This is a genomic window from Bdellovibrio reynosensis, from assembly GCF_022814725.1.
Taxonomy (GTDB): Bacteria; Bdellovibrionota; Bdellovibrionia; order Bdellovibrionales; family Bdellovibrionaceae; genus Bdellovibrio; species Bdellovibrio reynosensis.
Map to the genome: position 1 here is coordinate 1,518,888 of NZ_CP093442.1, position 25,661 is coordinate 1,544,548.

At 43.9% G+C, this 25,661-nt stretch carries 19 protein-coding genes; 5 read left to right on the forward strand and 14 right to left on the reverse strand.

Going from position 1 to position 25,661, the window contains the following annotated elements; all coding sequences use genetic code 11:
• Nucleotides 1-65: 65 nt before the first annotated feature.
• From smc to ppdK, 3 genes are all read right to left on the reverse strand, one after another.
• A complete protein-coding gene (smc, locus tag MNR06_RS07070; RefSeq protein ID WP_243540505.1) occupies nt 66-3,653 on the reverse strand; it encodes a chromosome segregation protein SMC in 3,588 nt (1,195 codons plus the stop codon).
• A 280-nt stretch (nt 3,654-3,933) separates the two neighbouring features.
• The gene (locus tag MNR06_RS07075) at nt 3,934-4,377 is read right to left on the reverse strand and encodes a hypothetical protein (protein WP_243540507.1); all 444 of its coding nucleotides are present in this window, start codon (nt 4,375-4,377) and stop codon (nt 3,934-3,936) included.
• An 830-nt stretch (nt 4,378-5,207) separates the two neighbouring features.
• On the reverse strand, nt 5,208-7,922 hold the full coding sequence (gene ppdK, locus MNR06_RS07080; RefSeq protein WP_243540509.1) for a pyruvate, phosphate dikinase: 2,715 nt from the start codon (nt 7,920-7,922) through the stop codon (nt 5,208-5,210).
• A gap of 291 nt (nt 7,923-8,213) precedes the next feature.
• On the opposite strand from ppdK, the gene MNR06_RS07085 reads away from it, so the two are divergent.
• Nucleotides 8,214-8,528: a hypothetical protein gene (locus MNR06_RS07085; protein WP_243540510.1), complete on the forward strand. Its 315-nt coding sequence runs from the start codon at nt 8,214-8,216 to the stop codon at nt 8,526-8,528.
• A gap of 39 nt (nt 8,529-8,567) precedes the next feature.
• A complete protein-coding gene (locus MNR06_RS07090; RefSeq protein ID WP_243540511.1) occupies nt 8,568-9,059 on the forward strand; it encodes a hypothetical protein in 492 nt (163 codons plus the stop codon).
• Between the two features lie 117 nt (nt 9,060-9,176).
• On the opposite strand, the gene MNR06_RS07095 is transcribed toward MNR06_RS07090, so the two are convergent.
• The 11 genes from MNR06_RS07095 to MNR06_RS07145 form a co-directional block, all read right to left on the reverse strand.
• A complete protein-coding gene (locus MNR06_RS07095; RefSeq protein WP_243540512.1) occupies nt 9,177-10,196 on the reverse strand; it encodes a vWA domain-containing protein in 1,020 nt (339 codons plus the stop codon).
• 2 nt (nt 10,197-10,198) lie between these two features.
• Nucleotides 10,199-11,794 carry a tetratricopeptide repeat protein gene (locus MNR06_RS07100; protein ID WP_243540513.1) on the reverse strand — a complete coding sequence of 532 codons (1,596 nt, stop codon included), beginning with the start codon at nt 11,792-11,794 and terminating at the stop codon, nt 10,199-10,201.
• Entirely contained in the window at nt 11,791-12,498 is a 708-nt protein-coding gene (locus MNR06_RS07105) for an outer membrane beta-barrel domain-containing protein (protein ID WP_243540514.1), read from the reverse strand. The genes MNR06_RS07100 and MNR06_RS07105 overlap by 4 nt, the downstream gene beginning before the upstream one ends.
• Complete coding sequence (locus tag MNR06_RS07110) at nt 12,495-13,649, reverse strand: hypothetical protein (RefSeq protein ID WP_243540515.1); 1,155 nt, start codon at nt 13,647-13,649, stop codon at nt 12,495-12,497. The genes MNR06_RS07105 and MNR06_RS07110 overlap by 4 nt, the downstream gene beginning before the upstream one ends.
• A 5-nt stretch (nt 13,650-13,654) precedes the next feature.
• Entirely contained in the window at nt 13,655-14,785 is a 1,131-nt protein-coding gene (locus MNR06_RS07115; RefSeq protein ID WP_243540516.1) for an AgmX/PglI C-terminal domain-containing protein, read from the reverse strand.
• Entirely contained in the window at nt 14,782-15,030 is a 249-nt protein-coding gene (locus tag MNR06_RS07120) for a hypothetical protein (RefSeq protein WP_243540518.1), read from the reverse strand. Before MNR06_RS07120 ends, MNR06_RS07115 begins: the two co-directional genes overlap by 4 nt.
• A complete protein-coding gene (locus MNR06_RS07125) occupies nt 15,030-18,008 on the reverse strand; it encodes a tetratricopeptide repeat protein (RefSeq protein ID WP_243540520.1) in 2,979 nt (992 codons plus the stop codon). The genes MNR06_RS07120 and MNR06_RS07125 overlap by 1 nt, the downstream gene beginning before the upstream one ends.
• An 82-nt stretch (nt 18,009-18,090) precedes the next feature.
• The gene (locus MNR06_RS07130) at nt 18,091-18,588 is read right to left on the reverse strand and encodes an ExbD/TolR family protein (RefSeq protein WP_243540522.1); all 498 of its coding nucleotides are present in this window, start codon (nt 18,586-18,588) and stop codon (nt 18,091-18,093) included.
• A gap of 9 nt (nt 18,589-18,597) precedes the next feature.
• Complete coding sequence (locus tag MNR06_RS07135) at nt 18,598-19,053, reverse strand: ExbD/TolR family protein (RefSeq protein WP_243540523.1); 456 nt, start codon at nt 19,051-19,053, stop codon at nt 18,598-18,600.
• A gap of 62 nt (nt 19,054-19,115) precedes the next feature.
• The gene (locus MNR06_RS07140; protein ID WP_243540524.1) at nt 19,116-19,823 is read right to left on the reverse strand and encodes a MotA/TolQ/ExbB proton channel family protein; all 708 of its coding nucleotides are present in this window, start codon (nt 19,821-19,823) and stop codon (nt 19,116-19,118) included.
• A gap of 195 nt (nt 19,824-20,018) precedes the next feature.
• The gene (locus tag MNR06_RS07145) at nt 20,019-21,359 is read right to left on the reverse strand and encodes a glycine--tRNA ligase (RefSeq protein WP_243540525.1); all 1,341 of its coding nucleotides are present in this window, start codon (nt 21,357-21,359) and stop codon (nt 20,019-20,021) included.
• A gap of 145 nt (nt 21,360-21,504) precedes the next feature.
• Here MNR06_RS07145 and MNR06_RS07150 point away from each other — a divergent pair, with 145 nt between their 5' ends.
• From MNR06_RS07150 to MNR06_RS07160, 3 genes are all read left to right on the forward strand, one after another.
• Nucleotides 21,505-21,858 carry a photosynthetic reaction center cytochrome c subunit family protein gene (locus tag MNR06_RS07150; RefSeq protein WP_243540526.1) on the forward strand — a complete coding sequence of 118 codons (354 nt, stop codon included), beginning with the start codon at nt 21,505-21,507 and terminating at the stop codon, nt 21,856-21,858.
• A 138-nt stretch (nt 21,859-21,996) separates the two neighbouring features.
• Complete coding sequence (locus MNR06_RS07155) at nt 21,997-22,383, forward strand: hypothetical protein (protein ID WP_243540527.1); 387 nt, start codon at nt 21,997-21,999, stop codon at nt 22,381-22,383.
• A gap of 138 nt (nt 22,384-22,521) precedes the next feature.
• Complete coding sequence (locus MNR06_RS07160; RefSeq protein WP_243540528.1) at nt 22,522-25,590, forward strand: efflux RND transporter permease subunit; 3,069 nt, start codon at nt 22,522-22,524, stop codon at nt 25,588-25,590.
• Nucleotides 25,591-25,661: the final 71 nt, after the last annotated feature.

Genomic DNA, 25,661 nt, shown 5'->3' on the forward strand with positions numbered 1-25,661 from the left:
TAGATTCCGCCTTCGCGCTTTGCGCTTTGCGCTTTGCGCTTCGGCGTGACAAGTAGGCCAGCGGCCTACTTGATATCTTGAAGAGACACAGAAACCATCGTCGATACACCACGCTCTTGCATAGTTACGCCGTATAGTTTTCCAGCCACTTCCATCGTGTGTTTGTTATGGGTAACAACGATGATTTGCGAACGTTTCGCCATTTCACGAACTAGGTCGTTGAAACGGAATACGTTGGCGTCATCAAGTGGAGCGTCAACCTCATCCAGTAAGCAGTACGGAGACGGCTTCACTAGGAAGATCGAGAATACCAGCGCAACCGCAGTCAACGCTTTCTCACCACCCGACATCAAAGACACGTTTTGAGTCTTTTTGCCCGGAGGACGCGCGATGATTTCGATACCCGCTTCGCTTTTCTCTGTTTCTTCAACCAAAGTTAACCAAGCTTCACCACCACCGAATAGAACTGGGAATACGCGAGTGAAACGGTCGTTAACAAGGTCAAACGTCTCTTTGAAACGTTTAGAACAGATTCTGTTAATACGATCGATCACTTTACGTAACTGCTCTTTAGCTTCAGTTAAGTCAGAATGTTGCTTCGTCAGGAACTCGTAACGTTGAGCCGTTTCTTCGTACTCTTCAATCGCTGAAAGATTTACTTCACCGATCTTCGCAAGCTTTTCACGAAGTTCTTTAAGTTCTTCGTTGGCACCCATGAAGTCACCATCGCGGCTCGCGTATTTTTCAACTACGTCCGGAAGGTTTAACATGTAACGTTCGCGAACTTGATCGATTAAGTACTGCTCTTTCATCTTAGCTTGTTCAAGCTTCAATTGAGAGTCGTTCATTCTGTGTTGTCTTTCGTTACGTGCACGTTGCGAAGCACTTGCTTCGTCTTCGATGGCACGAATGGATTCAGACATCACTTCGTATTCGTCTTTAGTGCGAGCTGCTTGAAGTTTCAATTGCTCAACTTCATCCAAAAGACGTTCAAATTCGATTTTCTTTTCTTCAAGAAGCATTTGGCTCTCAGTCATCTGAGAGTTATAGCCTTCTGCTTCTTCGCTCATACGAGCTAGTTGCGACTCAAGATCTGTTAATGACTTCGTCACCATCTCAAGCTGTCTTAAAACACCTTGGTATTCTTGAGTTTTAGAAGCCGATCTTACTTGAAGATCTGTCACTTCCGCTTGCAAACCGTCAAAACCAAGACGAACCGAGTTCATTTCGTTAGTCAGGCTTGCAACTTCAGTTTCAAGAAGAACTTTCTTTTCACGAGCTTCAATCAAAGCTTCGTTCAGTTCTTCCATTTTTTGTTCTTGAGTTTCAAGTTGCTCAGTCAATTTTTTGACTTCGCGTTCTTGGCGTTCAACCGCTTGTTGTGCGTTGTGAACTTCGTTTTCAGCGCGCTCTAAGTCTTTTCTTAGTTCAGTAACTTTGATCTCTTGATCAATTTTACGTTTTTGTGCGCCTTCGAAATCATTTAGAACGTTCGCTAGTTGTTCTTCAGTTTTCTTAAGAACCATTTGCGCTAATTGCAACTTACCAGCGAATTCGTCTTTTTTCTCAGACAATTCTTTAATTTCACGACGACGTTTTAACATTCCAGAATCCGCAGATTCTGAAGATCCACCCGTCAAAACTCCGTCAGCAGTCAACGTGTCACCGTCAAGAGTTACGAAAGTCCAACCTTCGTATTTTGCACGAAGATTAAGAGCTGTGCGGATGGAATCAACAATCGCGACACCATCAAGCATGTAAGCCACAGCGTTTTGGAATTTATCAGCCGCTTTTACAACGTCTTTTAAGATAGCTTGAACGCCATCTTGAGCAGTCGGAGCTTCAGAACGGTTGAAAGAATAACCACTGTCGTTTGCTGGCATAAAGCTAGAACGACCGGTTTTGTTTTCTTTAAGATGAGTAACGGCGTCTACGGCGATATTAGCATCGGAAGAAAGAAGCATTTGCAGGCGTGAACCCAATGCCGCTTCCATCGCTACTTCGTATTCAGCGGGAACTTCAACAACCTCAGAAACCGGTTGGAAGTGAGAAACAACGGAACCATCCGCCATCATCTCTGTTGTGCGAGTTTTTTGCCACAACATCACTTGTTTCACACCTTCTTGGAAACCCTCGAAGTTGTTTTGCAAGTTTTCTAAACCGTACAAACGAGAAGCCACTTCGTTCAAAGAATCTTTGAACAGTTCTACTTCCGCTTTTTTCTCTGCTACGGAATCAGACAAGATCTTTTTATTAGCTTCGTATGAATCCACGTCGCTCGCCAAATCCAGTTGCATTTGGCGTTCTTTATCTAATTCGTTAGTAACTTTTTTACGACGAGCTTCGAACTCTACTTGTTTTTCACGAAGTTCGTTCAAAACCTGTTGTTCGTTGTCTTGACGGTCTGTCAAATCAGCGATTTGGCCAGACAACGAATTCACGCGGGCATCTAGTGAAGATTCAGACTGACCGACGGCGAATAGTTCGCGGCGTTTTGTCGTTAGATCTTCATCTACAGTGCCAATGCGGGAATTGAAGTTTTGGAAAATTTCATTTTTCTCAGTGAACGTTGCAGACAATGTTTCTGCTTCTTCTTTTAATTCATTCACTTGAGATTCAAGGTTCATCTTATCGCGAGTCAAAAGCTCTTGGCGGGCTTGTTGCTCTTGCAAGATGGTGCCAGTCATTTGTTCATTACGACGGGCCTGTTCGATTTCGAAACGAAGCTCTTGGATCTCCATTTCTTTTTTCTGAACAGTGGATTGCTTCGCAAAGTACTCAGTTTGTTGTTCTTCAACTGCTTTTTCTTTTTCTAAGATTTGCAGTTTTAAAACTTCAAGCTGGCCTTGAAGAGTTGAAAGGTTTGTTTCGCCTTCCACTTCCATGCTTTGGGCTTCATTGAAGATCGCTTGTGCTTCGTCAGCCGCGCGTTTTAGCTCGATGTATTGAGCTGATGACAACCAAAGATCCAAATCTTCGATTTGGTTTTTGATGTTGCGGTAACGTTCTGCACGCTGAGCTTGTCTTTGCAAAGAATCGATTTGGCGTTTTAACTCGCCGATGATGTCTTGCAAACGCACCAAGTTTTGATCGGTAGAGATCAACTTACGTTGAGATTCTTTTTTACGAGCTTTGAACTTCGTGATACCGGCAGCTTCTTCGATAAGCATACGACGGTCTTCAGGTTTCGCAGTGATGATCTTACCAATCATACCTTGGGCGATGATAGAAAAACCTTTAGAACCCGCACCCGTATCCATAAAGATCTCTTGCACGTCTTTTAGACGAGCAGGTTCTTTATTTACGAAGTACTCACCCTCACCGCTTCTGTGCAGGCGACGAGTGACCATGATTTCAGAATGTTTAATGTATTTAGCTGGGAAGGCGCCGCCGTCGTTTTCTAAAGTCAGCGACACTTCACACATACCAAGAGGTGCATAACCTTCAGCTCCGCCGAAGATAACGTCTGTCATTTGCGAACCACGCAGGTCCTTTGCAGACATTTCACCCATAACCCACATAAGGGCATCCACGATATTGGATTTACCGCAACCATTCGGTCCAACGATACCTGTGATACCGGCATCAAAGTGAATGACTGTACGATCCTTAAATGACTTAAAACCAACTAGTTCAATCTTTTTAATTCTCAAGGTTCTATCCCCTCTTGAGTGTTGGCACTTCTGTGCAACATTTCCCCTCAAAATACCAAGTCTTAGGTCTAGCTAGACCTTAGACCATTGCTATTTCATCACTCCGCAGAAGTATGTCAACAAGTGGCTCTGAAAAGAACGACAGAAGCTTACAATTTAAGCAGATATTGAGAACGAAATTTCGCATCGCGTTTTCAAGATGCTTAGGGATTATGCACAATAAAAAACGGCGCCCATGCTTGAGCGCCGTTCTATTTTGTTCTTTAAGGGAAGACTGTTCTTATTGGCAGCGAACTGGAAGACCTTGTGAGTTGTACAAAGTGTAACCTTTGCAGCTCATTTGAGATCCGCAGTTTGCAGTTGTGCCGTAGCTGTCGAAATATTGACCTGTACAAACTTGTGTTGGAATCGCACAAGCAGTTTGGCTTGAAGCTACTGTTGTGCTGCCGTTTTGAACTTGCTGGCACATGTGATTATAAATGATGTAAGAACCATTCGGAATGTTATTACAAGCTACCGCAACATATTGAGAAGTTTGCCATTGATAACATTGGTTATCACGGACAGACACCGCGTATCCAGCCGTAGAGCTGATTGCAGTTGTTGCAACAGTAGTTGCTGTTGTGCCGCCGCTATTACTTTTACCACAATTCGCAAGGAACACAGTCATTGTTAATAGAGCCGCTACTTTTAAAACTTTTCCGAACAAAATGTTTGTTTTCATAAAATTCTTCCTTAATGACTAATCAATAAAGCAAAGGCATTGCCACAGCGGCAGGCGCTTAAATTGGCGTAGGGAAAGAAATAACTGACTGATGCCTAGACAGTGACATTCAACGGCAGCCACTAAGGAGCTTTTACATAACCAAATTCTCATTATGAGACAGAACGGACCCTGCTCGCCCCAGCCTCCTGCCTTAAAGGTACCTGCTTCTTTTTACGGTTTCGGCGTGTCAATTTACTGCTCTATTCAGGAGTGAGTATTGAATTCACGCAATGGTTACCACCGGAGCGGCGGTGGAAATTGATTTTGCGTAATGGTTACCACCGAATCGGAAGTGAAAGTTGCTACGATGTACGCAAGAAAGTTTGTTCAGGTGGGAGCCTGACGCGGTGAAACCGTAAAAAGCAAAAAATGCCACGAAGGCATTTTTTCGCGTAAGCGAGAAGGGCAAGGGGGCAGGAGCCCGCAGCAAGCAGGCACCTTTTGGACAAACGCAATGGTTACCGCCGATACGGTGGTAGAAATTTACTTTCAGCAATTTTTACCACCGGAGCGGTGGTGGAAATTGATTTTGCGTAATGGTTACCACCGATTCGGAAGTAGAATTTGCTACGATGTACGCAATGAAGTTTACTTCAGGTGGGAGCCTGACGCGGTGAAACCGTAAAAAGCAAAAAATGCCACGAAGGCATTTTTTCGCGTAAGCCCGAAGGGCAAGGGCAGGAGCCCGCAGCAAGCAGGCACCCTTTGGTTGCTGCCGATATCGGGGCGAAAATAAAAAAGCCGATCTTGCGATCGGCTTTTTTGTTATTTAGAAAAGTACTTAGAAACTAGTGCACAGCTTTCTTCATCAAAGCTGCACGAGCTGCCGCAAGTCTTGCGATAGGCACTCGGAACGGAGAACAAGACACGTAATCTAGTCCCGCCTTATGGAAGAACTCGATAGAATCTGGATCACCCCCGTGCTCGCCGCACACGCCGACTTTTAGGTCAGGACGTTGACGACGACCCAGTTCTGTTCCCATTTTCACTAGTGAACCTACGCCCACCTGGTCGATGGAAACAAACGGATCTTTTGGCAAGATGCCGCTAGAAACGTATGAGCCCAAGAAACGGCCAGAGTCATCACGAGATAGACCCAAAGTCGTTTGAGTTAAGTCATTGGTACCAAAGCTAAAGAAGTCAGCATGCTCAGCAATCGCATCCGCAGTCAAAGCGGCGCGAGGAAGTTCGATCATAGTTCCAACCAAGTAATCAAACTTCACGTTTTTCTCGGCTTGAACTTTTTTAACTTCATTGATCGCTGAATGACGAAGGATATCTAATTCCTTATCCGTCGCCACAAGTGGGATCATGATTTCAGGAATTAGTTTTTTACCTTCACCGATCATCAAGCAAGCTGCTTCCGCAATCGCGCGCACTTGCATTTGATAAATCTCTGGGTAAGTGATCGCCAAACGGCAACCACGGTGACCCAACATTGGATTGAACTCGTGCAAAGCTTTTACTTTGTTACGAAGACGTTCATAATCCATGTTAATGCGAGCTGCTAGCTCCTTAGTTTCTTCATCGGTGTGAGGCACGAACTCATGAAGAGGTGGATCCAATAAACGGATTGTTACTGGCAAGCCGTCCATGATTTTAAATAATTGATAGAAGTCATCTCTTTGCATTGGCAATAGTTTTGCCAACGCTTTTTCACGGTCTGATTTGTTGTCAGCGATGATCATCTCACGAACCGCATCGATGCGATCAGCACCAAAGAACATATGCTCTGTACGGCAAAGACCGATACCTTCAGCACCGAAGTTACGAGCTGTTTGTGCATCTTTCGGAGTATCCGCGTTCGTACGAACTTTCAACTTACGAACTTGGTCCGCGATTTTCATGATGCGCTCAAAGTTGCCATCAAGTTTAGGCTCGATGGTTTTAACTTCGCCCAAGTAAACTTCACCCGTAGAACCATCCAAAGTGATCACATCGCCCTTTTTAAGGACGTAGCCCTTTACTTTCATAGTTTCATTACGGTAGTCGACTTCAACATCACCACAACCAGCCACACAGCATTTACCCATACCGCGCGCTACTACCGCCGCATGCGACGTCATACCACCACGAGTAGTGAAGATACCTTGCGCCGCCACCATACCTGCGATGTCTTCAGGGGATGTTTCGATACGAACAAGAATAACTTTCTTACCTTGTTCTTTCCACTCAACCGCTTCTTCCGAAGTGAATACGATTTGACCGTTCACCCCGCCTGGAGAAGCTGGAAGACCTTTAGCCAATAAAGTTTTTTGAGCTTTAGGATCTAAGGTAGGATGAAGTAATTGATCCAATGAAGAAGGATCAAGTCTTAATAACGCTTCATCTTGATTGATCAACTTTTCATCGATCATGTCACAAGCGATTTTTAAAGCCGCAGCAGCTGTTCTTTTGCCGTTACGAGTTTGCAGCATCCACAAAGTTTTACGTTCAATCGTAAACTCGATGTCTTGCATGTCGCGATAGTGACCTTCAAGTTTTTTATAAATATCAACAAGCTGTTGGTAGGCTTCAGGCAATGCTTCTTCTAAAGAAGGCACACCTGCAGCCGCCGCAGCAACTTTAGTGATTGGCTGCGGAGTTCTGATACCCGCTACCACGTCTTCACCTTGCGCGTTCAATAAGAACTCGCCATAGAAAGCTTTTTCACCAGTAGAAGGATTGCGTGTGAACGCAACGCCTGTAGCTGAGTCATCGCCCATATTTCCGAAAACCATGGATTGCACGTTCACCGCCGTACCCCAAGCAGCAGGAATGCTGTGAAGTTCACGGTAAGTGATCGCGCGCGGAGTATTCCAAGAACGGAATACTGCAGAAACAGAACCCCATAGTTGTTCCCATGGATCGTTCGGGAAAGATTGACCCGTCATTTGATGAACTAGGTCCTTAAACTTTTTCACCAAAAGTTTTAGGTCATCAACAGTCATTTCAGTATCAAGTTTATAGTGCTTTTCTTCTTTAAGGTCTTCTAACGTCACTTCAAGAAGTGAAGAGTTCATACCCATCACCACGTCAGAGTACATCTGAATAAATCTGCGGTAAGAATCCCAAGCAAAACGAGGATTGTTAGAAGACTTAGCTAAGCCCTCTACAGTTTGATCATTCAAACCAAGATTTAAGATTGTATCCATCATACCCGGCATAGAAGCGCGAGCTCCAGAACGAACAGAAACTAAAAGCGGATTGTTCACGTCACCGAACTTCTTGCCGATTTTCGCTTCAACTTTTTCCATTGCAGTGATTACCGCAGGACGAACCCACTCAGGTAATTTGCCGCCAGCTTCATAGAAGTGGGCGCAGATTTCAGTAGAGATTGTGAAGCCCGGAGGAACTGGAATGCCTAAAGAAGTCATCTCAGCAAGGTTTGCACCTTTACCGCCTAGGATATTCTTCATGCCGGCATTTCCTTCAGCTTCACCTGCTGCGAAGAAATACACGAACTTCTGAGGAATGGTTGTTGTGGAAGTTGGTTTTGTTTCGGTGTTTACATTCTGGTGCATAAGTCTCCTGATACACTCTGACCTGGTCAGAGCAGCCCCGAAAAGTAAGTTATTTATCTGGTATAGAACACTGCTAAGTGCCTAATATCAATGACTATATTTCGCAGACCTATGCGATGAGTTATAGAGTCCGCACTCCAATGGAATTACCATTTTTCGACTTCGAATTCGCGTTGTTTTTTAACCACTTAGGCACTTTTTACAGGAAAAACTGACCTAACCGGAACTTAACGGAAATTCCCATACCCCTATGATAGAAGTGCGCCATTCAAAACAAACAGGAGAATTTCGATGAAAAAAGTGGCAATCGCCCTAGGTCTATTACTTTCAAATTCAGCTTTAGCTTTTAACGACTGCACTCAACTTGACGCTCAAATTTTAGGCAAAGTGAAATCAGTAACTGAAGTGAGCGCAACACAAGTTCGCGTAACAATCGATTGGTCGCAAAAATATCTTTACGCTCCAAGCTTCAACTGCCCACTTGCTATCGGCGAAGTAAGTTCATTTGGCTTCATCACAACTCGCAAAGTAACTGTTGGCCAACAAATCGACGGAATTGCTTACCGTTCAACACAAGAAGACGCTACAGCTATTTATTTGTGGTAATCGCTTAGAATTTTACCCATTAACTTTAAGGAGATATCCATGCACAAAGCTGTTTTAGTATTTATGTCTTTGCTTATGTCCTCGAGTGTTTTTGCGAAAACAATTCCTTCTTCTAAAATCGAAATCGCACCTTCAAGCATCGATCAAGTGGTTCGTCTGGTAGATAAACGCGAATCTGGTCATACAAAAGTAAACATCATCGTAGAAGAGCTTGGTATGAGCACTGATGTTTCCCCGCGCTATACAGTTTATCTTGGTTTCGCAAGTTTGGGTGAAATGGGCAACATCTATGCGGATTTCAAAATTGACGACGCCGTCTGGGAGTTTAAGTCAGCTACAAGAATAGCCGCAGGAATTTACGAAGTTCAAGTTGTAGGTTTTGATGAGAACTACGAAATGAGAGAGTTCACTTACACAATCGATACAACTCAAATGTTTATCGACGAACGCAAAGCTCGTAAGAAATGCGGCGGTGATTTCTGCGATCAGGAACTTAACACAACAATCGAAGTCAAAACCTCAGTAAAATAATGGGTTCTGATTTTAAAAAAACAAAAGGCTTTAAGTGATAAACTTAAAGCCTTTTTATTTTCACCGAGCCAAGGTTGGCGAGAAGTGGCCATATGCAAGGCGGAGGATCGGCGACCGCTATTTATTACTTACGTCGATCGTTTCGAAGTCGATGGTCAAACCAACGTTCGGACCTTGATAGTTCCACTCAATTCCTTCTGCTAGAAGGATTGAATTCGTCGAAGGCTGATACACCCAACCGTTTGTTGCACTGTTAGGGATCACTTGCGTACCATAAGACACCTTGATGGTCTTAACATTCGGGATACGGCTTAGTTTCACCGAACCAGATGTTCTCCTTACGATATCGCGAGCAAACTCCGCTAATTTCACACCGTAGTCTGGAGCGCAAAGACTTAAGATGTTTTGTTGCATCTTATCGCCGTTCACAACAGTTCCTAAGAAGCCCTCAAGCTTATCATCGACATCTTCCATTGAAGTGCAGATATCTTGCTGAGCCACTGTGCGAATAACCCCGTAACCCAAGACTTTATTAGGGTCACCCTTTTTGGCCACCAGCTGTGTCAACAAATCCTGTGGAGTATAATTAGATTGGTCTTTCGCATCGGTGATAAAGATCACCGCCAAGAAAGCGTCCTGACGATAAAAGTTACGGTTCACACCCATCTCTAAAGCTGGGGATAAAGCCGCTAATACCGGGCCGAACATTTCTTCTGAAGCTGAACCGTTGGTACCCACGATGAATTTGCGTGACAGGATATTCACTAGATCTGGGGTGCTGTTTTCAACATAGGCAGGATATCCTTGCAGCTTCCCACAATCAGTACTGCAGTCATCCATATCTGTCGTCACGATACCGATGTGGTAATCAAGAATCGAAACTTTAGAAATAGCATCAGCGAACTCCAAAGCATTGCGGCTTAAGTTGTTCTGCGCTTCCGCCATACTTCCTGAGTTATCGATTACAAAAAGAATGTCTACTTTAGGATTAAAGACCGCAAAGTCTTTTGGTTTTTCCTGGAAGTCTTCCTTTGGAATAACCGCTTTAGCGACAAGCTTTGTTGATTCGCTCGGGCTGCACCCTACTAAAGCTACACCCGCTGCCAATGCAAGGATGCATTTATTAGCTAATTTCATTACTACTCCTTCGCAACGGCTTTCGCGCAACCTTTTTTAACATCGACTTTGAAATTTGAAAGTTCGTCGAACCAAATTTCTTTGTCGTGCACAAAGTTCATCGCATGTTTGCTGCTTGAACCGGTGCTACCGATTTTCGCTTCAGACGTGCCTAGGTTTTTAAGGAATTTTTGCGCCGAATCCACTTGTTGGATCATTTCAACTTCAACGATTCTTAGGCGTTGCATAACTTGTTTTGAGTCTTCAAGTTCTTGTTTCGCCAGATCTTGAACACGTTGGTAACCAGCACCTTCCGTCATTTGCGCGCGAGTCTGAACTTGGTTTTTCAAAGTTTCAAACTGACCTTGCAAGTTTCCGAAAGTCAAAGAACGAGCGTAAAGCTGTTCAGCTACACCCGCTTCTTTAGATAGGAATTGATGTCTTTTTACTAACAAAGACAACATCTCATCTTTAGAGGCATAAGTCGGCAATTGATGAGCATCTTTACCTAGCTTTTCATTGCTAACAGGTCCATCAGCCAAAGACTTCATCAAGTTCGCAACTGCTGGTTGACGAGCGTCTGCTGCCAATTTTTCTAAAGCAATAAGGTGTTCACCAAACTGTGGTTTTATCGCTTTCATTGTCGCGATCACGCCTGGGTAATCACACACTTTTAGGCTTGTGAAAGAACCTAAAAGATACGACTCAATTCCTACCCAACCTTTAAAGTGTGGGTAAGTCAGAGTTTTAGTGATTGCCATTGCGTTTTGTGGTTCACCTTTTCTCATGTAAGCCCAAGCCATTTCTTCTTGAGCTTGAAACCAGTAATCAGACTTCTTAGAGATCTTTTCGTAATATTTCAACGAAGCATCCAAGAAACCGTTTTGATATAACAAACGGCCCGCAGTGATCGTCATAAGATCTTTATCAATCGGATTGTTCTTAACCTTCATTAAGTGAGCAAGAACTTGAGCCGCTTTTGAAGCGTCCCCTTTGATACCAAGATTTAAAACCAACTGCCATTGTAGGATCGCACGTTGTGCTGAATCCACCGGGGTCTTTTTGATTAGTTCAGTCAGGCTTGCGATGTCTTCTTCAACGTAGGTTTTTTGCAAAACCACCGCCATTTCAGCACCCACACCGAACACACCTGTCCAATAAGGATTCCAGGTGATCTGAACCATGCCCCACACTGGATCTTTATCGTTCAAGTTTTCTTTCCAAAGGCTGATAACTGAGTTGTCAATTTTTTGGGGCTCTTTAATTGCCATCAAACTTTCGACGCCATTCAGTTTTAAGCCGTTTTTATAATATAAAAACGCCTCAAGGGCTTTGCCAGTTTCTAAAGCTTGGAAAGTAGATCCGTTAAAAGCCGAGCTCCACTGGAACAAAGCTTTTTCATAGTTCTTTTCAACTAAGAACTGAAAGAAGATATTTTGTTCAGCCGATGAAGGGTTCACGGCTTTTTTAAGCTTAGCCACTTCTTCAGACTCAACGAATTGAGCTGCCGAAGTGCCAGTCTTTCCTTCAAGGATGCTCATCAAGTCGTCTTCAGCTAAAGCCGCGTTGTGAACACCTAAAAGTAAAGATGCAACAGTTAAGGATTTTACGATCATCATAACATCCATCCCATTTGTACTGAAGCGACGTTAGTCACCATGTTTTCAGTCTTATTATAGTATTCAGCTTTGTACTGTTGAGCACGGTATTCAAAACGAGTTGTCAGGTTTTGATTAACCCAGAAACCCAAGCCAAGCCCCAAAGTCGCAGCCGGAGTCGAGCTATTTGAAAGCTCCATAGAACCGTAACCTGCAGTCAGGTACGTATCGAAGTGAGCAACACCCAATTTACCAAAGCTTAGTTTACCCACGATAGGGTACCAGTTAACCAAAGCTGTCGTTTCAGTTTTAGGATAGATCACTTGCGGGAAAAGGTAGTTTGGATCTTTTTTGTTTGCAGCGGCGTCTTTATTCGCCTTATCCACCATCGCTTTACCTTCAGGAGTTAAAGTGTTGAATGAATAACTGTATTTTAAACCCACACTCCAAGATGGGTTGATATGATAGTGAACGTTCATACCCATGTTGTTTGTTTGGTTGTATGAATCACCCCCGAACACGCCAGAAAATTCTGGAGCTAGCTCAACGCGCTTCGTGCGAGAGATAAAACGATTTTGGATAACTTCGTTTTCCACTTCAGGGTTTAAAGCTTTTGCTTTCATGTAAAGCGCTTCGTTACCACCGAAAGAATCTACTTCTTCCTGAACTTGAGCGTAGGAAGTTGATGATAGAAGTAATGCAACAACTAGGCTTAATGATTTCATGGAGTAGCCGCCTTTACTGGAACACGAAGAGTGTGGATAGTAGTGACTTTTTGAGTTGTACGACCTGAAGCATTTTCAGATGTGATTAGGAAAGTATAAGTGCGAGGTGATGCGCCCGCGGTTTGGATAACCGCTGTGCAGTCCACTTGGCTCTTATTTGAAGTGTGCTTTCTGCATTCTAAAGAACTTCCTGGCAAAGATGTCGCAATATCGTCTTGAGAAACGATGCTTACTAGACCATTTCCAGATGGGTCAAAGATCGAGAACCAAACCGTCATGGACTCGCCCACTTTTAAGTTAGGGAAAGTATCATATGTGATTTTTGTGTTTTTCATCTTCGCTTCGACCATGATGTCTTTTTTATAAAGCTCAGAAATCACACCGTGCTTAGAAACCGCACCTAAAGCAAAGCAGTAGTTACCAGAAAGCAAATTATCTGCATTGCTAAGTTCTACAGAAACTTCACCTTTGTATTTATTTGGTACTGCTGGATCCGCTTCAACTTTTTTCACATCAACGAAATGAGCGATGGATTCAGTGTAGTAGCTTGATGGGCAATCACGTACCACAACCGCAACGTCAGCTGCTGTGTTTGCATCTACGTCTTCTAAAGTGAATTCCAAAGCGTAGCGTTTACCAACCAACAATGAAGTTGGACCTGTCACTGTGTTCATGATTGGTTTTGAGTAAGTGTTCACAACGATCAAAGAAATAGTTTTCTTTTCAATTGAGATCGTCGGATTCACCGCATTTGGTTCAGTCACTAAAGAGACCTTTAGTTGCAATTCAATACTTGGGAAACCAGCAACTTGCGCTTTACCTGGAGTCCATTTGAACTCGCCTGTTGCCTGATCATAAGTAGCGCCTGGGAAATCAGCCAAGTTATCAACTGTGATTTTGTAACCCACATCCGGAGTCATCACGCGACCTTGGATTTTAAATTCCATAGAGCTTCCAACACGGCCATTAACCAATGTCGGAGCATCAATTTGCAAAGCTTCCTTAGGAAGTGGTTTTTCAGCTACTGGTTTTTCAGCATCTGGAAGACGGCCTTCACGAACTTGAGCTGAAGCATCAGCCAAAGGATCTTGTTGGAAATTACAGCCAGCCAAAAATACTAATGCTGCGAAAATAGAAAGAAATACTTTCATCTGAATTACCCCTGTCCTTGTCTACGTAATACGAAAGGATAAGTTACTTTTACGTCCACGCCACCTTGAGGAAGCGGGAATTTCCATGTTTTCAAACGCATTGTGATGCAGTCTTCAACGCCTTTGTTCGCCATTGAAGAATTCTCTACAGATGCGGACTTAACTAAGCCATTGCCACCGATAGTGAATCCCATCGCAACACGGCCGCTTAAGTTTGGTGTACCTTGCAAAGCTTGCTCGTAACAGAAACGCACTTGCCCCAAGTTACGACGAATAACTTCATCGATCGCAGAACGGTCTAAACCTTGCGCGATCTCGGCTTCAGCACCCAATGGAACTGGAGCGCCGCCTGCAGAACCTACAAGTGAAAGACTGCCGTAGCCCGCTTGGCCGCCGCCTTTACCTTTCGTTCCGTAACCACCGCCACCGGCGATATTTTGTCCATGGCCTAAAGGAGCTGAAGTGATACCTTTTCCGTAAAGAGAAGTTTGCACACCACCGCTACCGCCAGTGCCACCTAAACCAACACCGGCAGTCGTGTTAACTGCACCTAGGTTTAAGCCACCACGTTGTTTCCCTGAACGAAGACTTCCTAGAGCTGCCAATGCTCCAGAACGTTTCACAAGTTCCGCACGTTTTGTTGGCATCTTAGTCGCCGTTTGATCTGCCAACATATTGCTTGTTGGAGTCACACGTTGTTGCTTCATTTCTTTAGTTTTTACGATTTTAACAACTTGTTGCTTAAGCTCTTCAGTCACTTTCGCGTTTTCTTTTGGCGCGAACTTAACAACTGAAATGATCATAAAAAACAAAGCGATCGCAAGTAAGATTGAATACTTTAGATCATTCTTGTTTTCTTCTTTAACGTTGCCATCAACTGGAACTGCAGAAACTTCCTTAACTAAACGAACAGAGCCAAAGTTACCAATAGCAACTTTGCCACCCTTCATTTCGTCAAAATCAAGATCCGCAATTGTAGAGAACTTAATTTTGTTAAGTTCTAGCGCTGAAGTGTCCGTCACAACTTCCAAACGTTTTGTGTCGGCTCTTTGGATCAATTGCGCTTTTTTCTCAGTCACTGGGAACTGGCGAGTGATGTTTCCTAAATTGTCTTCTAATACTAATCTTAAACTCATTTGCCTTTAACCTCTCCCAAAGTCGCTGAATGCTTCATGCGATCTTTGAAATCCGCGCGGACCCCAATTAAGCTGTTTAAAACTTTATCTTCTTCTACTGTGGTTACCGCTTCATCCGAGAAATGGTATTGACCGCTAACCAAAAGGTCTTCGAAGTTCATATCAGTTTTCTTTGCCGGCTTGTCTGTTGCTGCTTGGGCCATTGAGCCCACCAGAACTAAAACCATCACTAATGCTGATTTCATTATTGGTTTCCTTTCGCATCATCACGTTTTGCCAAGGACGCTAGGCGACCTTCAAGGTATTCCACCATGCTCTTACGTTGTGCTTTTCTTTCTAAAACTAGAACCTGTTCGATAGCGGTTGCCATGAATGGGTTTTGTTTCAAGTTTGTGCGGGCTTTTTCAAGCTCTGCCAAACTTGGTTTTTGGGTCGCAAGATCCGCATTCCTAATGTCAGCTGCTAAAGCTGCCCAAGAAGCTTTTTGATCTTCAGGTGCCACGGCGGCCAAAGCTTCCACTTCAGCATTTGTGAACTTCGCCCATTGGAAATTTTGATGTGCAAAAGTTTTATAAGAATCTAAAGCCGTCTTTTGACCCCAGAATTCTTTTACTTTGCTTTCAGCCATTGTCGCTGTGTTTTGGTTTGGAGCAACTTGCTGAGAAAGGATCGTTAAGTATTCACCTTCTTGTTCAGGAGTCAGGCCCGCTGGCATTGGTAAAGAAAGTACTTCGTTGTAAAAACGAAGATTTTCTTTAGCCACTACATCTAAAGCTAACAATTGAGAGGACCAGTCACCAGACGCAATAGCACGATTTGCCAGAACGTCTAATTTATCTAACATTTTCACGCGAGCTTTAAGGCCTGCCGCAATTGTGTTTTGGTTCTTAGTATCAACTGTGTGGGCCGCTACTTGAGCAGACATAGATTTTAGTTCATTCAATACCAAGATTTTTTCGATCATCACGAATGCATCTTGTTTTGAATCACCTTTTTCTTTAGCTACGCGCTCAAGGAATTTAATATCGTTCGTTGTTGCATAAACATCCAACGCCGCACGAGCATAAAGACCCATGTTGTTTTTATAGTAAGACTTAGAAGCTTCCAGGTCTTTGACCGGAGCTTTCGAAAGACGCACTAATTGAGTCGCAATCAGCGCTTTCTTTTCATCGTCTTTGGAATTTTTCAAATATTGAGAATAATAGTTTTTAGGATCTTTATCAGCTAGCTCTGAATAAAGAGCCAACTTCAACATTCTTTCTTCTTGAGAAAGAGTGCTGAATTTCATTTGCTCTGCTGCTTTTAAAGCTGTGGCAAAATCAAGTTCAAGTTCCGCAAACCAAACTTTACGACCTAAAGCAAACTCACGCTCATCAGAAGTCAAAGACGGCTCGCGAAGAAGGTCTTCAACTGCCACTCTTGCTTCTGTGATCTTATTTACTTTTTCGTTCAGAAGGATTTTGTTTTTAAGATAGATGATACGGTCTTCAGCACTTGCCGCCGCCGGGACAAAACCAGCTAACACAGTCAAAGCTTGATCCGGCTGAGCTTCAGCCAATTTCGCAGATTGAGTTAGGATTGATTTTTGTTGCACGTTTTGGAAGTCCGCCTTCTTTTCAGCAAATTTACCTGCGAATTCCGCAGCCCATTGCTGAATGCGAGCATCGTCTTTAAGGATCGCCAAAGCATCCAAAGACAACTCTGCAGCTTGAATTTGAATCGCGCGCGTCCCTTTAGGATCTAAAGCCAACATTTTAAGTTGTTCAGCCGAAGTCGCGTAATCACCTTTTTGGTAGATCGCATAAGTTCTTTGGTACTGAACATCAAAGGCTTTGGCTTTAGAAACCGATTTAGCCAAGTAGTCATCTTGTGCTGCCACCAAAAGAGCTTCGTCTTTTGATTTTTCAGCATTTTCGATACCCAACAACAAATTCTTTTCTAATTTTTCAGCTTGAGCTTTTTTCTGAGCCGCATCTGTTTCCGCAGTGCATTTAGCAAGGATCACTTTATTAGCTAAAGCCGTCCATTGCGCTGCTTGCGCGTATTGGTTTGCCACAGCCGCAGCTTGTGCACCCCATACGTACATGTCTTCATCTTCAGAGAACACTTTAAAGTATTCATCGTAAGCCGTTAGCAATTCAGCACTTGGCTTGCCGTTTTCTAAACGGTTCCAACCAACCACAAATTGACGAAGACCTTTTGCTGACTCTTCACAACTAGCCAACGTGCAATCAGTCCCACCCCAAAGGTTTAAAGCTATTTGGAATGATTTTGCTGCCGCTGAAGTATTTTTAAGATCAAAGTTAAGTTGCGCCATACGCACTTGCGCTTCTAGGCGCGCCTTAGGATCACTTTGTTTTTGATAAACAAAATCCCAAGCTTTAAGAGCTGGCTCTTTTTGCCCCAAACGCACAGCCTCGCGAGCAAGGATGGTGATTTGTTGCATTTTGAATTGTTCAGGAGTCAGTGCAAATAAAGTTTCCGCGTCGCCGTCTTTAAGACCGCGTGCCGCCATGAAAGTCGCCATATCGCGGGAAACTTCCTCTAGGAATTGAGCATCAGCCACACCACGAGCCGAAGCCATACGTGACTGAAGTTTTGGATTTTTTAGAATGCCTTGCAACTGAGTGATGGAAGCTTCCATGTCACCCATTCTGAAAGAACACCAAGCATTGCGATAAGCCGCTAGTCCTTGAGAGCTTGCGCCTTCAGTTGCTAAGACTTTGCCATAAAGGCCTTGAGCTTTTGAGAAATCATTTTTTCTAAAGGCCATTTCAGCCAAAGAAAGGTTCGCCTCAGCCATCTCTAACGGAGAAGATGAAGAACTCAACATCGCTTGGTAACTTTTTTCAGCTAGCTCATTACGACCTTGAAGTTCATAAAGATGACCCATTTGCAGGTGAATTTTCGCCATAGTTGCAGGCGCCACCTTAGTTAAAGCTTCAGTATAATAACCTAATGCTTTTTCGCGATCTTTGTCGCCGGCCTTACAAACTGTGCAGCCGTCGTTAAGTTCTTTCATTGAAAGTTGACGAGCACGTTCTGCATGCAAGTCAGCCAAACGCAAAAGTACTGCGCCACGAGCAGGATCTGCCGGAGCCAAGCCTAATTGCACTTGAGTCAATTTTTGAATCAGAAGATCTTGGGTTGAATTAGTAGATGTTTGCGCATGTGCCGCCACACCCAAAGATAATGAGAATGCTAAAAGTCCTTTTTTCATCATCGAGACCCCCTCTGTCCCAAAGACGACTCCGGCTTTCACCGGAAGGTCCGAATGGTCCCGAATCGCTTCGGGACCTCGATTGCTATTTCACTACTACTGCAAACTTAATGTCGCTGTAACCAGCCTGGTTCATCGCCAAGATAACTTGGTTTAAGAACTCATACTTCACGCGGCGGTCCGCTTGAATAGTTGCAATACCAGGGAACACTTCGTTTGGATGAATTTCTTGGTACTTCTTACGAAGCTCCAAAAGTTCAGCCGTGATTGTATTCGCTGTTACTTCCGTGTCTTCAACATACAATTTATTGTCGTCGATTTTGATCACCGGATTTCTTTCTAGAACATCGGTTTGAGCCGCTTTAGGAAGCTCCATGTTTTTACCGATCATTAAAATTTCCCCAGTGCTGGAGAAATTCATCAAAAGAAAGATTACCAGGATCGAGAAGGCATCAATAAGAGCAGTCAAAAGCAGGTCAGCTGCGATCGTTCTTTTTAATTTAGCGCCGCGAGGACTGATAATAGAGTGACCCTCTAAAGTCCCCGTCAACACTGATGTCTTTAAGATTCCATCAGAAATCATTAAATCCCCCTACAAAGGCGAAACGCCTAAGTCCGTCATGCCGTTCTTTTTAAGTTTGTCCATGACATCAATGATTTCTTCGTAAGCTGTGGAAGCTGTCGGCTGAATCAATCCGGTATTTAAAGAAGGATCCACTTGCTTTAAATTCGCAAGAGCCTTCTCTAGACCGTCGAAGTTCACTTTATTATCTTGTTGGCCCACGCGGAATTTACGTAAATTCGCTGGCACCAAAGAGCTTTGTTGAACTTCAAGATCCAAATCACCTTTAGCAGTCATACGGATCCACACTAGAGGACTTTTTTTAGTATCCTCTTGCGCTTGCCCACCAACGGCTTGCTTCACATTCATAGAGCCCACGTTCAACCACACTGCTGTGATCAAAAGAAAACAGATGGACACTGACAACAAGTCAATGAACGGAATAAGGTTCACTTCAAAATCTAAATGCTTTTTAGAGTGTTTCATCAAACCACCTTCTTCTGTCTACACTCCGAACTTGTCGGAGTAAGCAGACTGAAAAGCACTAATTACGCATTCACTTCAGTGTTGCGCTCAGATTTGTTCTTAGTCTTAATTTGGTAAGAAGTGATTGGGTCGTAAGCATAGCTCAACCAGTTGTAAACTTTAAGTCCACCTTGGTTCAAGTCTTCAGCTAAACGATTCGCACGGTTTTGCAAGATCGCATAAGCAACTAGTGCTGGGATCGCTGCGATAAGACCGTATGCTGTCGCATTCATCGCTTCAGAGATACCTGCAGAAAGCAAAGATGCTTTTTCAGCAGGATTCGCAAACGCAACCGCCGCGAAAGATTTGATCATACCTGTGATAGTTCCAAGTAGACCTGTCAAAGTCGCTACGTTTCCTAGCATTTGCAAGAAACCTGTGCGGTGATCAAGGTGAGCGTTTTCTTCTAAAAGAACTTCGTCCATTTTACCTTGAACTTCTTCTTTACCACCCAAGTTCTTAGCTGCCATTGCACCTGCTGCAATTGCGCGTGCTACAGGGTTTGTTGCCTGCATGCTAGTAGCTTTAGTGATAACTGCATCCATCTCCCCACGACGGATTGATTCTTCAAAACCAAGAGCAAATTGTGTTTGATTTGTCTTGCGGCGAACGAAAAGAGCGTAGGCTCTTTCTGCCATGATTGCGAAAGATACCAATTGGATCGCCAAAATAGGCCACATCCAAAAACCACCGTGTGCGAACGCTTGTGCTGTTGTAGTTAAAAATTCCATATTCCCCTCCTGTCGCCAAAGATTACAGACCATGGTCTAGAGGTTGGCAAAGTGAAATGTACTTTGACACGGCTGGATATAAGGGAATTCTTAAATTTTGTGTGCGAAAAATGCAGATAAACAATCGATATTGCTTAACAAGAGAGCACGAAGCTCTCTTGTATGAATTCGAATTATGTCATCTATAAGGAAATCTTAAGCGTTGAAATTTTTCAACTTGCCCGCGATGTAGCCATTCAATTGGGACATTGGAATGCGCTCTTGAACCATCGTATCGCGATGACGAACTGTCACAGCTTGATCGTTGATAGTTTCAAAATCCACAGTCACGCAGAATGGAGTTCCGATTTCATCCTGACGACGGTACCGCTTACCGATGGATGCAGTTTCATCGTAAGTCACATCCATGTCTTCAGCCAATTGATCACGCAATTTATCAGCAATTGATGTCAGCTCTTCTTTTTTAGATAAAGGCAACACCGCTACTTTATAAGGAGCGATTTCTGGGTGAAGACCCATCACCACGCGCACGTCTTCTTTACCCGCCTCGTCGGTCGTTACTTCCTCACGGTAAGCATCGCACATGAAAGCTAGGAACAAACGATCACAACCAACGGCTGTTTCGATAACATACGGGATGTATTTTTCTTTGTTTGCTTCATCAAAGTACTCAAGGTTTTTACCAGAGAATTTTGAATGTTGAGTCAAGTCAAAGTCTGAACGATTGTGGATACCTTCAAGTTCAGAAAAGCCCATTGGGAATTTGAACTCTACGTCCACCGCAGCTCTTGCATAGTGAGCTAGCTTATCGTGGTCTTTGTAACGGATGTTTTCTTTTTTAAGACCATATTTAAGATAGAACTTCATGCGAGTTTCTTTCCACTCGTTGAAGTATTGCTCATCCGTGCCTGGTTTTACGAAATATTGCATTTCCATTTGTTCAAATTCGCGCGTACGGAAAATGAAATTACCTGGAGTGATTTCGTTACGGAACGACTTACCAATCGCTGCAATACCGAATGGAATTTTATAGCGAGAAGCTTGTTGGCAGTTTTGGAAGTTCACAAAGTGACCTTGTGCAGTTTCAGGGCGCAAGTAAACCACGCTCGCTGAATCTTCCAAAGGACCCATGTGAGTTTTAAACATCAAGTTGAAGTTACGCTCTTCAGATAAGTTTTTGCTACCGCAGTTAGGGCATTTTTTTTCGTTGATGTATGAATCAGTGTTGTCAGCTCTGAAACGAGTTTTACAGTCTTTACAGTCAACTAAAGGATCACTGAAACCATCCACGTGACCAGATGCTTTCCACACTGTTGGATGCATCAAGATCGCAGCATCAAGACCTACGATGTCTGGTCTGCGGGTCATGGCGTTCCACCATGCGCGCTTCACATTAAGCTTCATCAACGAACCTAAAGGTCCATAATCCCAACAGCTACCAAGACCACCGTAAATTTCGCTGGATTGAAAAACGAAACCGCGGCGTTTGCTAAGGGAAACAAGGGTGTTTAGATCTGCTAGTTGCCTAATTTTCATACATGGAACTCCATCTTCTACATGTCACCCTGCTGGATTGCAGACCGCTGTAGACAGACAGTATGGTTACACTTCGGTCCAGAAGCAGTCAAGAAAACCACTTCCCAGCTTGCCTCAAGACCGGGGCTCAAGCGATCCTCTTTTTATGCGTCGCATTTCTACAGTTTTAGTCTTAGTTTTGGCGGTTTTATTCACGGGCTCCGTGGTCCAATCTCAATCAGTTGCTAAATTTGTAACTAAAGAAGAAAAAATCCGCGAAGAGATGATCACGATTTCTCGCGAGCTGGGTGTGACTTGCGCTGAATGCCACAACGTTCAAAATTTCCGCGACGATTCTAAGAAAAATTTTAAAGTCAGCAAAGAGCACATGAGGCTTACCCAAATGCTGAAAGACAATGGCTTTGACGGAAAAAAGGGCCCCATGGCCACATGTTACATGTGTCACCGTGGTAAGCTCGTTCCTGATTACAAGGAACCCGTAAAAGCCAAAGCTCACTAACATTTCTTAGGCACATCCTTCGCACTTTCTTCACTCCGAAAGCTTACAAACATTTTAAATGGCTTATAGCCGTTTTCAGGTACAACCATGTGCCATGAAAAGGCTTAGAGTCTAAAACTTTAACAGGGAGATTCGGAAATGAAGAAATTTATCGTAGCAGCTTTGGTTAGCTTTATGTCAGTAAGCGCGTTTGCACAGGATACTCACTTGGTGTGCATGACTGGCCATGAATTCGATATGGACATCTATTTAGATAACTCCGGCTCAACTGAATCAATCACGGTAAAGCTTTCAGACATGGGCGAAAACGTCATTGCTAAGCTTACGAATTCAAGTGTTGCTAAGGGAACTCTTGCAAAAAAAGAAATCACTGCTGTTATTTCTTCTTCGGACTTAGCGGAATCTAGCGGCGGTACCTACACTAATGCTTCGATCATTAATATTGCTAAAAGAAATGATGGTGGCTTTGACGTGCGTTTTTCAAGAAATAATTCGGTCTTAGTTACTACCTGCTCTCAACAGTAGTTGTTAAACTGCTTATATTATTCTTTAGGAGGCCTTGGTTTTTAACCAGGGCCTTTTTTCTTCTGTTTTCATTTACTCCGCTGCCTTGACAGACTTTCAGTTGCGTAATTCTATAGGAGTTTAGAAGGACTTACTCCTATGAATTTAATTGATCTTTCGATTCGTCGTCCGGTGTTTGCCTGGGTTCTAATGTTTGCCTTGATCGTCTTTGGTGCGATCTGCATGAATCGCATGGGCATCAGTCAACTTCCTGACGTCGACTTCCCTATCGTTAGCGTTTCGGTTTCTTATGAAGGTGCTGCGCCTGAAGTTGTTGAAGCTGAGTTGATCGACCCGATTGAGGAACGCTTGCTTGCGATCGAGGGCATTAAAGAAATGCGCTCCTCTGCCCGTCAAGGTTCTGGCAGCGTGACTTTGGAATTTGATATTGATCGCAACGTTGATGTTGTTTTGCAAGAGGTTCAAACCGCGTTGGGGCAATTGCGAATGCCACCGGGGGTGGACCCAGCGATTATCCGCAAACAAAATCCCGAAGAAGATCCGATCATCATTTTTTCTATTTATGGAGAATCTTCTTTAAAAGAAATGCTGAATTGGACTGAAAACTATCTGCTTGATCAAATTCGCTTCCTACCTGGCGTTGGTGAAGTAAGTATTGGCGGTTTCAGTCAGCGTAACTTGCGCGTGTGGCTTGATACTAAAAAGCTTTCTGAGATGTATTTGACCGTGAATGACGTCGTTGAAGCGTTAAGCATGCAGCATTTAGAAAGTGCTGCGGGTCAATTCACCGAAGGCCAGCGTGAATTGCGAGTTCGTTGGTTGGGTGAAGCTGTTACGGTGGATCAAATTGCCAATATTCAGATTCTACGTCGGGGTGGACAAAGAATCCATGACCGTCAGATTTTTATTCGCGATGTGGCGACAGTGGAAGATGGTTTGTCTGACATTCGTCGTCTAGCGCGCGTTGATGGTAAGCAGGCTGTAGGCATTCAAATCCGTAAGCAACGCGGAACCAATGAAGTGACGGTTGCAGATACAGTTCGAGAGAAAATTGCTTCTATCAAAGACCGCTTTCCTCCTGGGTTTGAGTATCGTATCAACGTAGACTATACCCGCTCGACCGATGCCACGGTTCATTTAACGATGGAAAAGCTATGGGTGGCCGCTTTAATCACGATTCTAGTGTGTTTCCTTTTCTTGGGAAGTATTCCAGCGGCGATTAATATTCTGTTTTCGATTCCAACTTCCATTGTTGGAACATTTTTGATCCTTTATTTTTCGGGCTTTACTTTAAATCTATTTACTTTGTTGGCTTTGACCCTTTCCATTTCCATCGTTGTCGACGATGCGATTATGTTACTTGAAAATATCGTGCGCCATTACCGCATGGGTAAGGGTTCGGCTAAGGCTGCTTCAGATGGATCAAAGGAAGTATTGCCTGCGGCGATCGCCGCAACATTAGCAGTTGTTGCCGTGTTCTTGCCGGTGATATTCATGGAAGGCATTATTGGAAAGTTCTTCTTCCAATTTGGTGTCACCATGAGTGCCGCGGTTTTGATTTCCTTACTTGAAGCTGTGACGATCACACCCATGCGTGCAGCAGCGTTCTTAGGCAGTGAGCCTAAGGTTTCTAAGCTTGAACATTGGTTGGATCAGCTTTTTGAAAAGTTCGCTCATTCTTATAGAGGGGTCTTGCACCACACTTTAAATTGGAAGTGGGTCATCGTTGGAAGTTCGATGGTGTTCTTCGTGGTTTCGTTATTCTTGATCACGAAAGTTCGCCAAGAGTTCGTGCCGCCACAAGATCAAGATATTATTATCGTGCAGGCACAGACTCCTCCGGGAACTTCGTTGCAGGCTACCAGCGCTAAAGCTGGCGAAGTTGAAGAGATTTTGCGCGGAAATAAAAACATCAAAGGCTTCTTTGTATCCGTCGGCGGTGGCGGTGGTGGTTCAAGTGTGAATCAGGTGTTCATGCCAGTGACATTGCTTCCCCGTGAAGAACGATCGCAGAATCACACTGAGATCATGAATGACCTGCGGGGGCAGTTTAAGAAAATTAAAGGTGCTCGCATTACTATGCGTGACGTTTCTGCTCGTAACTTGGCTTCCGGCAGACAAAATCCTTTGGCGATCAATTTGCGCGGACCGGATTTAAATGTTTTACAGGCGAAATCCCAGGAACTGATAGATCGCTTGTCGAAGGAAAACCTGGCTGTAGATTTGGATACGGATTTCCGCATGGGTATCCCAGAGCTTGTCCTAGTTCCAAATCGTAAAGCGATGTCAGAACGTGGCGTTTCCGTTCAAGACGTGGGCGAAGTTCTTTCTGCCGGTGTTGGTGGCCTTCGCCAAGGTCGCTACACAGCTGATGGTCGTCGTTACGATATTCGCTTTAAAATTAAAGAAGAATACATTCAAGCTCCGGAAGATTTTAAGAAGCTGTATGTTCGTAATAACTTCGGGAATTTAATTCCGCTTTCACAGTTGGTCTTTATTAAGGAAGAAAAATCCATTCAAGGAATCAGCCGCGTGAATCGTCAGCGTGCGATTTCTGTGTTTGGTAACTTGGCTCCGGGTGAATCGCAGGCGCGGGTATTGGATCGCACTGCTGAAATCGCGAAAGAGATTTTGCCAGTGGGATATTCGTTTGCTTTTGAAGGAGCCTCTGCCGGATTCGCTGAATCTTTTAAAAGTCTTTATACTGCGTTGTTGATCGGTATCTTAGTGGCCTTCTTGATCCTGGCGATTCAGTTCAACTCATTCGTGCATCCAATTTCGGTTCTTGTTGCCTTACCATTCTCGGTGACCGGGGCCTTGATCGCATTGTGGATGTTCGACGTGTCTTTGAATCTATTTAGCTTTATCGGTTTGATTGTATTGATGGGTATTGCGAAAAAGAACTCGATCTTGTTGGTGGAATTCACCAATCAGGTTCGTAAGCACGGCGAAAAGGATATCGAAAAGGCATTGCTTGAAGCCTGCCCGATTCGTCTGCGTCCGATCTTAATGACTTCGGTTGCGACCATCGCTGCCGCTGCACCTTTGGTATTTGGCAGTGGGATTGGTGCAGAAACTCGTTTGCCGATGGGTTTATCGATTATCGGTGGTACAGTTGTTTCGACCTTGCTAACTTTGTTTGTGGTACCGGCGCTTTATCTTTTGCTTTCAAGATTTGAGAGCAAGAAGAAGCCTGCGGAGCTTTAGGAACTTGGGGAATAACGAAACATTTTTTGCTTATCAGCCTCAAGAATCCACACAATTAATTGCTTAAAGCA

Coding starts and splice junctions, on each gene's coding strand:
- MNR06_RS07155 (WP_243540527.1), top strand. CDS start 21,997: ATGAAGAAATTTATCGTAGCAGCTTTGGTTAGCTTTATGTCAGTAAGC.
- MNR06_RS07095 (WP_243540512.1), bottom strand. CDS start 10,196: ATGAAATTAGCTAATAAATGCATCCTTGCATTGGCAGCGGGTGTAGCT.
- MNR06_RS07130 (WP_243540522.1), bottom strand. CDS start 18,588: ATGATTTCTGATGGAATCTTAAAGACATCAGTGTTGACGGGGACTTTA.
- MNR06_RS07135 (WP_243540523.1), bottom strand. CDS start 19,053: ATGAAACACTCTAAAAAGCATTTAGATTTTGAAGTGAACCTTATTCCG.
- MNR06_RS07090 (WP_243540511.1), top strand. CDS start 8,568: ATGCACAAAGCTGTTTTAGTATTTATGTCTTTGCTTATGTCCTCGAGT.
- MNR06_RS07150 (WP_243540526.1), top strand. CDS start 21,505: ATGCGTCGCATTTCTACAGTTTTAGTCTTAGTTTTGGCGGTTTTATTC.
- MNR06_RS07140 (WP_243540524.1), bottom strand. CDS start 19,823: ATGGAATTTTTAACTACAACAGCACAAGCGTTCGCACACGGTGGTTTT.
- MNR06_RS07075 (WP_243540507.1), bottom strand. CDS start 4,377: ATGAAAACAAACATTTTGTTCGGAAAAGTTTTAAAAGTAGCGGCTCTA.
- MNR06_RS07125 (WP_243540520.1), bottom strand. CDS start 18,008: ATGATGAAAAAAGGACTTTTAGCATTCTCATTATCTTTGGGTGTGGCG.
- MNR06_RS07120 (WP_243540518.1), bottom strand. CDS start 15,030: ATGAAATCAGCATTAGTGATGGTTTTAGTTCTGGTGGGCTCAATGGCC.
- ppdK (WP_243540509.1), bottom strand. CDS start 7,922: ATGCACCAGAATGTAAACACCGAAACAAAACCAACTTCCACAACAACC.
- MNR06_RS07105 (WP_243540514.1), bottom strand. CDS start 12,498: ATGAAATCATTAAGCCTAGTTGTTGCATTACTTCTATCATCAACTTCC.
- MNR06_RS07085 (WP_243540510.1), top strand. CDS start 8,214: ATGAAAAAAGTGGCAATCGCCCTAGGTCTATTACTTTCAAATTCAGCT.
- MNR06_RS07100 (WP_243540513.1), bottom strand. CDS start 11,794: ATGATGATCGTAAAATCCTTAACTGTTGCATCTTTACTTTTAGGTGTT.
- MNR06_RS07110 (WP_243540515.1), bottom strand. CDS start 13,649: ATGAAAGTATTTCTTTCTATTTTCGCAGCATTAGTATTTTTGGCTGGC.
- MNR06_RS07160 (WP_243540528.1), top strand. CDS start 22,522: ATGAATTTAATTGATCTTTCGATTCGTCGTCCGGTGTTTGCCTGGGTT.
- MNR06_RS07145 (WP_243540525.1), bottom strand. CDS start 21,359: ATGAAAATTAGGCAACTAGCAGATCTAAACACCCTTGTTTCCCTTAGC.
- MNR06_RS07115 (WP_243540516.1), bottom strand. CDS start 14,785: ATGAGTTTAAGATTAGTATTAGAAGACAATTTAGGAAACATCACTCGC.